This is a genomic window from Frankia sp. AgKG'84/4 (genome assembly GCF_023242965.2).
In the GTDB taxonomy this organism is placed as follows: domain Bacteria; phylum Actinomycetota; class Actinomycetes; order Frankiales; family Frankiaceae; genus Frankia.
In genome coordinates, this window is record NZ_JALKFU020000271.1 from 1 (window position 1) to 6,900 (window position 6,900).

The window sequence follows — 6,900 nt, forward strand, 5'->3', positions numbered from 1 at the left end:
GTCGGGGCCCGCGGTGTAGCCGCCGGGGCCACCAGGTAGGCGGGTGGCGTCGTCGGGGCCGGCGGTGTAGCCGCCGGTGCCGGTCGGGCCGGTGGCACCGGGGCCGGGAATTGGCAGCTGCCAGCCCTGCAGGACGTTGGTGACGTCCTCGGGGTTGACCGCGGGGGCGGCCTCGGGGCCGGTGCCCGAGGGGTCGCCGAGCAGACGGAGCATGAGCTGCTGGGCCGACGGGCGGCCAGCCGGGTCCTTGCGCATCGAGAGCCAGACGATCGGGCGTAGCGCCGGGTCGACGTCGTCGAGACGGGGCTCCTCGTGCAGCGCGCGGTAGAGCAGCACCTGCGCGGAGCCCTCGCCGAACGGGTAGTGGCCGGTGGCGGCGAAGGCGACCAGGCCGCCCCAGGCCCAGATGTCGACCGCCGAGGAGATCGGGCGGCTCTCGATCTGCTCGGGGGACATGAACGCCGGGGTGCCGAGCTGCTGGAGGTCGCCGGTCAGGCCGCTGCCCTCGTCGGCGGTGCGGGCGATCCCGAAGTCGATGACGCGCGGGCCGAACGGGGAGAGGATGACGTTGGCGGGTTTGAGGTCGCGGTGCACGATGCCGGCGCTGTGGATCGCGGTGAGCGCAGCGGCGACGCCGACGGCAAGCTGCTCCAGGTTCGCGTCGGCGAGCGGGCCGTTGCGCTTGACGTAGCTCGCCAGCGTCTCGCCCTCGATGAACTCGGTGACGATGAACGGCCATTCGGCGTCCGGGTCGGCGTCGAGGACCTCGGCGGTGCAGACCCGGGCGACGCGCCGCGCCGTCTCGGCCTCGAGTCGGAAGCGGGCGCGGAACTCGGCGTTGCCGACCGCCTCCGTCCGGATCACCTTGATCGCGACAAGTCGGCCCCGCTGCGAGCGGCCGAGGTAGACGGTGCCCATGCCGCCCTGGCCCAGCTTGCCGAGCAGGGTGTAGGTACCGAGTTGGCGGGGATCGTCCGGACCGAGCGGGACTGACTTTGCCGCCACGCTGGCATCCGATGACGTCATCGAGCTGTTCCCCTGACTGCCTCGCGCCGACGGCGCCCCCGCGGGCCGCGGCGCCGCCGCGTGACCCCGCCGGTGCCGCGCACCGACCCGTTGACCGTTTCGTGGTGTCCCGATCCGCCCGCATGGCGAACCACCTGGGTGAATCTTAGGCGAGATGGCTCCGTTGCCGGACCACCGTACGGTGACTCGGGGCGGACAGCGCTGTCCGAGGCCTGACAGGTTTTGGGCAGATCCGGATGGACTCCAGCCGCTCGCGGTGTGCCATGGTCGTCTCGTCGGAATCGTCGGTCGGTCCTGGGACCGATTGGTCCTGGGACGGAGAGTCACACGATGCTGGGAACCGCGGGCCGTGTCGCCCGCGTGGTCGGCGTGCTGGGCTGCGCCACGGCGCTGCTGGCGCTGGCGGCCTGCTCGGACGGCGGCGACCCGCCGACGGCGACGAACTCGGCCGCCGGCAGCGGCGCGGCGACGAGGCCCGCCGACACCGCCACCACGCCCGTGTGGGGGTTCGCCGGCCTCACCTCGCCCGACATCCAGATCGGCGCCTCGACGCCGATCACCGCCGCCCAGAGCTCGGGGAGCTGGATGACGGCCGGGGGATCGGGCGCCTCGGCGCGGGTCACGGTCGTGCACCGGGCGACGGGAAGTTACCGGGTGAGTTTCCCGGGCATCGCGGTGCCCGGAGGGCGGGGCGTGCCGCTGGTGACCGCGCTGGACCGGGCGGGCACCGACACGGGCCAGGTCGCGTCCTGCCATGTCGTGCGCTGGGACGCGGCCGGGACGGCCGAGGAGGTCGACCTGACCTGCCGTGACGCCGCCGGGACCCCAGTCGACTCGGCCTTCTCGGCGATGTTCACCCACGTGCCCGACGCCGCCGCCGTGTCACCGGGCGGGGCCTACGCCTACCTGCGCCTCGACGCGGACGCCGCCTCGGCCGCGACGGCGAAGCCCGCCGACGCCTACAGCGTGAGCGGCCCGGGCACGATCGAGATCCACCGGGTCGGCGCGGGCCATTACACGATCGACCTCATCGGTCCAGCCTTCGCGAAGAACGGTAACAACCTGCAGGTCAACGCAACCGGTGACAGCCCGATCGGCTGCAACGCGCTCGGCCGGGTGGTCGGGAAGGACCGCCAGTCGGTCTTCGTCGGCTGCGCCAACGGCGCGACCCCGACGGACAGCCCGTTCGCGCTGCTCTACACCAGTGGCCACGCGCTGATACCGACGGACGCGACGAGCTTCGCGCACGCCTTCACCGGCGTCACCCGCCCGGGCGGCCCCACCCAGCAGCCGCCGATCGGCCCGGCCGAGAACGCCTGGGGCTGGTATTCGGCGAACAGCACGGGGGCGGTGAACCAGGTCCGCCGGCTCGCCATCGGCCGCTACGAGGTCACATTCCCCGGGGTCGCGCGCGGCACGGACGCGAACCAGATCCAGGTCACGCCGTACGGCGAGCCGACGGCCCGCTGCTCGGCCCTGGCCGCCCCAGCGTCGGCCAGCGGGCAGCCGATCACCGTGTCGGTGCGCTGCGTGAACGCCGCCGGCCAGCCGGCGGACAGCTACGCCAGCGTCGCCTACGCCAGCGCCCGCACCGGCGTCGACGCCACGCCCGTCCCGGCGACACCCACCGCAGGCTGAGCGCCGGTTGGGGATTGAGCGCCGGCCAGGGGTTGAGTGCCGGTTGGAGGCTGAGCGCCGGTTGGGGGCTGGGGACACCGCCCCCGTCGGTGCCACCGGCCCCCAACCGGCGCCCTCAGCCCCCAAGTCCGAACCCTCTGGTCGGGCCGGTCGCACGGCGGGACGGGACGCCCCCGAACGTCTCGCGCCCCCGCCGTGGCGACCGACCTTGAGAGCATCAAACCCGCCCGTGAACCCCCACACCCCATATCTCGGCGGTTTTCGCTAGATTCCCGCGCCCCTTCCGGCTTGTCCGCGCCGGATCGCGCGGGACCGCCGCGTCAGTCCGCCAGCTGGAGGATCTCGTCGACCCCCCGGCGGGGCGTCGGGGCCAGCGGCTCGGCGCCGGCCGGCGCGTGCCCGACTCGAAGGATCATCTGGACCTGCCCGAGGCCGCCGGTGGCGGCGCGGAACCGGTCACGCAGGCCCTCCACGTCGATCGCCTGGGACATCGGCGACGCGGCGAGGCCCAGCGAGGTCGCGGTGAGCAGCACCCGCTGCATGGCCTCCCCGGCCCGCAGCCGGTCGGCGGCGGTGTCCGCGTCCGTGCCGATGAGCAGCACCCCGGGGCGTTCCACGCCCGCCTCCGACGCCGGCGGTGGGTCCGCGAGGGCGGCGAGGTTCAGTTCGCGCAACGGGAACTCGGCCTGCCGCGTCGCCCCGGCGGCCACGACCGCGCCGCACGGGACGCCGTCCGGGGCCGGTTCGGAACGCAGCCACGATGCGAGCTCCCGCAGATAGGCGGCATCGTGCTGCTCGATCCAGTCCGCCCGGGACAGCAGGACGTTCACCTGGACGCGTAGGTCCGGATCGGTCAGCGAGGTCAGCCAGGCGCCCTGCACCTCGGCGGCGGCACGCAGCCGCGCGACGGCGCCGTCCGGCAGCGGCCGGCCATCGAAGGGCCGCCGGTCTGTGCGCCGCGGCCCGATCGCGTCGGCGAGGGCCCGTTCGGCGTCGTCCGCGGGACGCTGCCCGGCGAGGATGATCGTGGCCAGCGGATCGGTGCGGTGATCGTCGCCGTCGGGCAGGATCGTGACCCGCGGGACGAGACCGCGGGCCCGCAGGGCGAGCGTGGCGTTGCACAGCGCCGCGCCGCAGCTCAGCAGCAGCTGACGGCCCTCGGGGTCGGTGACGGCGAGCCGGCGCGAAACGTCGGCGAACAGGGTGAGACCGCCCGCGCCGAGCCGCCACCGCCAGGGCTGGGTGTTGTGGATGGACGGCGCCGCGGCCGCCGCGGCGACCACCTCCCGGGCGACACCGGGGGACAGTGAGAGTGATACGGAGTGTGCTGCTTCGGTGGGCATGCAGCCTCCCTTCTCCTCGTACCTCCCCTCCAGCCTGCGGGACGGCCTCGTGCCATTCATGCGCCGAACGGAGTCCGCGTAGGGGACCGACGGCCGGGCCGGCAGAGCCGGGTGGCACCCGCCGGTCCCGCCGGTCCCGCCGGTCTCGCCGGTCTCGCCGGTCTCGCCGGTCTCGCCGGTCTCGCCGGTCCCGCCGGTCTCGCCGGTCCCGGCGGATCCGTCGGGCATGGCGGGGTTTGGCGGCACCGGCCTGCGGCGCGGCGCGGAGTGACGGCCGGCTGCGCGGGTAGCCCCTTGACATGGCTGGAACCGATACCGAGGCGGTGGTCGCCGAACTGCTCGCCCGGCACGGCCGGACCTTCGCCGACGAGATCGGCGCCGACGTGCCCGCCGACACCGCCGAGGCGATGTTCCGGCTGACCGTCTTCGCCCTGCTGGCCGGCGCCCGTATCCGGGCCGGCGAGGCAGTGCGGGCGTGCCGCGCGCTCATGGACGCCGGTTGGACCGACGCCGCGTCGATGGCGGAGGCCACCTGGGCCGCGCGCACCGCGGTGCTGAACCGAAACGGCTATGCCCGCTACGACGAGAGCACCTCCCGGCAGCTCGCGGAGGCCTGCCACTACCTGTCTGACGCCTACGACGGTGACGTGCGGCACCTGCGCGAGGCCGCCGACTGCGCCCCCGACCGCGAGCGGGAGCTACTGCAGCGGATCAGGGGCATCGGCCCGGTCGCCGCGGACATCTTTCTCCGGGAGGCCCAGGCGGGCTGGGACGAACTCGTGCCCTATCTGGACGAACGGGTGCTGCGGACGGCGGGCGAACTCGGCCTGCCGACCAGCTCGGAGGACTTCGTCGAGCTGGTGGAGCGCAACGACGTACCGCGTCTGGTCGCGGCGCTCGTCCGCGTCCACCTGGAACACGACGTGGCCGATCTGCTCCAGGCGACCTCCGGCCCGACCTGACCCGTCCCGGCCCCTTCGGGCGACGCGAGCGGCCCGGACGACCGAGGACGACGGTGAACCCCACCGGCGGGTGCCCGTTCGGCGCGGTTCGCGGGATGACGGACTCCACCTGCCGGGCGGGAAACCGTAACCTGGAGCAGGTGCCGGATACCGGCGCGGCCTGCGCGGACACGACGTTCTCGCGGCGGGCCGGGAGGATGCGCGGGTAGGCGGCCGCGCGGCTGCTACCTTCCTGGCTCACCGTCGGGCGTTCGGACGAGGGACCTGCCAGGGTGCCCGCCCGAGCCCGCCCGGCCGCCCGCTGGCGCCCGCCCGGCCGCGGCGTGAGCTGTCCGGCCGCCGTGTGATGGCGCGCGTGGGTGCGCGAGCTGTCCACCACCGGTCGGTCCCCGCCGACCGGTGCCGAAACGACCCAGACCGGGGAGGAGCGTCCGTGCCGACCAGGCAGGATGTCGAGCGCGCCCGTGAGCAGGCGTACCTGGACAGGCTGTACGCCCGGCTGGACGAGGTCCGGGAGGTCACTCGCGGGCAGCTGCGGGGCGTGCTCCTCGCGGTCGGCACCGGAACCCCGCAGTCGATCGTCGAGCGGGACGTCTTCGCCGCCGCGCACGCCGACCGGCTCGCCCGCCTCGACGGCGCCGAGGGCCGGCTCTGCTTCGGCGCGATGGACCACGATGACGGGCGGCGCACCTACATCGGCCGGATCGGGCTGTCCGACGACGAGCAGGAGCCGATCCTCGTCGACTGGCGCGCCCCCGTCGCCACCGCCTTCTACCGCGCCACCCTCGCCGACCCGCACGGCCTGATCCGCCGCCGGCACCTGCGCACCCGCGGCCGGGAGGTCACCGGCATCGCCGACGATCCGCTGGGTGCCGCCGAGACCACCGCGGCCGGCACGATGGCCGAGTCCGGCGACTCGATGCTGCTGAGCGCGCTGGCCGCGCCCCGCACGGGCCGGATGCACGACATCATCGCGACCTTGCAGGCCGAGCAGGACCGGGTCATCCGGGCGCGGGCGAACAGCATCCTCGTCGTCGACGGCGGCCCGGGCACCGGCAAGACCGCGGTCGCTCTGCACCGCGCCGCCTACCTGCTCTACAACGACCGGGCCCGGCTCGATCAGTCCGGCGTGCTGATCGTCGGGCCAAGCCCGGTGTTCCTGCGCTACATCGATCAGGTGCTGCCCTCCCTCGGCGAGACCGGCGTGGTCTTCGCGACGCCGAGCCGGCTGTTCCCCGGGGTCGACGCGACCGGCGTCGAGCCGGTCGAGACGGCCACCCTCAAGGGCGACCCGCGGATGGCCGACGTCATCGCCGGCGCGGTCCGCGACCACCAGCGGGTGCCCGGCCGGGAGCAGACCATCCGCTATGACGATCATGTGCTCCGGCTGCGCCCGGACACCGTCACCCGGGCGCGCACCCGGGCGCGGCGCAGCCGCCGGCCGCACAACCTCGCCCGCGGGGTGTTCCTGCGCGAGCTGCTCGCCGAGTTCACCACCCAGGTCGTCAAGCAGATCCCCGGCGGCCTGCTCGACGCCGAGGAACGCGGACAGATCACCCGTGACCTCTGGGCCGACGAGGTCGTCCGGGCGGCGCTGAACGCCCTGTGGCCGCTGCTGACGCCCCAGCGGCTGCTCACCGCGCTGTTCACCGACCCGGCGGCGCTGGCCCGCGCGGCCGGCACCCGGCTCACCGCCGAGGAGCAGGCACTGCTGCGCGGCGCGCCGCCTGCGGCGCAACGTCCCGAGAAGCCCGCGGCGAGGACGCCCGACGAAAAGCCCGCGGCGAGGACGCCCGACGAGAGGGCCGCCGAGGGGCCTGACGACGACCTGTTCTCGGCCGCGAACCTGCTCCCGACGGCCGTCGGGGAGCGCGACCCCGCGACCGCCCGGATACCGAGCCCGCGCCGGGACAGCCAGACCGCCGGTGCGT

5 protein-coding genes are annotated in these 6,900 nt (G+C 74.7%); 3 read left to right on the plus strand and 2 right to left on the minus strand.

The genetic code is table 11. The features are described 5' to 3' along the window. On the minus strand, positions 1-1,026 hold a 1,026-nt coding region (locus MXD58_RS16580; protein ID WP_250609513.1), incomplete at its 3' end, for a serine/threonine-protein kinase. Between the two features lie 330 nt (positions 1,027-1,356). On the opposite strand from MXD58_RS16580, the gene MXD58_RS16585 reads away from it, so the two are divergent. Then, complete coding sequence (locus MXD58_RS16585) at positions 1,357-2,664, plus strand: hypothetical protein (protein WP_248839186.1); 1,308 nt, start codon at positions 1,357-1,359, stop codon at positions 2,662-2,664. A gap of 320 nt (positions 2,665-2,984) precedes the next feature. Here MXD58_RS16585 and MXD58_RS16590 read toward each other — a convergent pair whose 3' ends face one another. After that, positions 2,985-4,007: an Acg family FMN-binding oxidoreductase gene (locus MXD58_RS16590; RefSeq protein WP_248839187.1), complete on the minus strand. Its 1,023-nt coding sequence runs from the start codon at positions 4,005-4,007 to the stop codon at positions 2,985-2,987. Positions 4,008-4,306: 299 nt separating this feature from the next. Between MXD58_RS16590 and MXD58_RS16595 the strand changes: the two genes are divergently transcribed. Together MXD58_RS16595 and MXD58_RS16600 are read left to right on the plus strand one after the other, a co-directional pair. After that, complete coding sequence (locus MXD58_RS16595; RefSeq protein WP_248839188.1) at positions 4,307-4,969, plus strand: hypothetical protein; 663 nt, start codon at positions 4,307-4,309, stop codon at positions 4,967-4,969. A gap of 433 nt (positions 4,970-5,402) precedes the next feature. After that, on the plus strand, positions 5,403-6,900 hold a 1,498-nt coding region (locus MXD58_RS16600; RefSeq protein WP_518478208.1), incomplete at its 3' end, for a HelD family protein.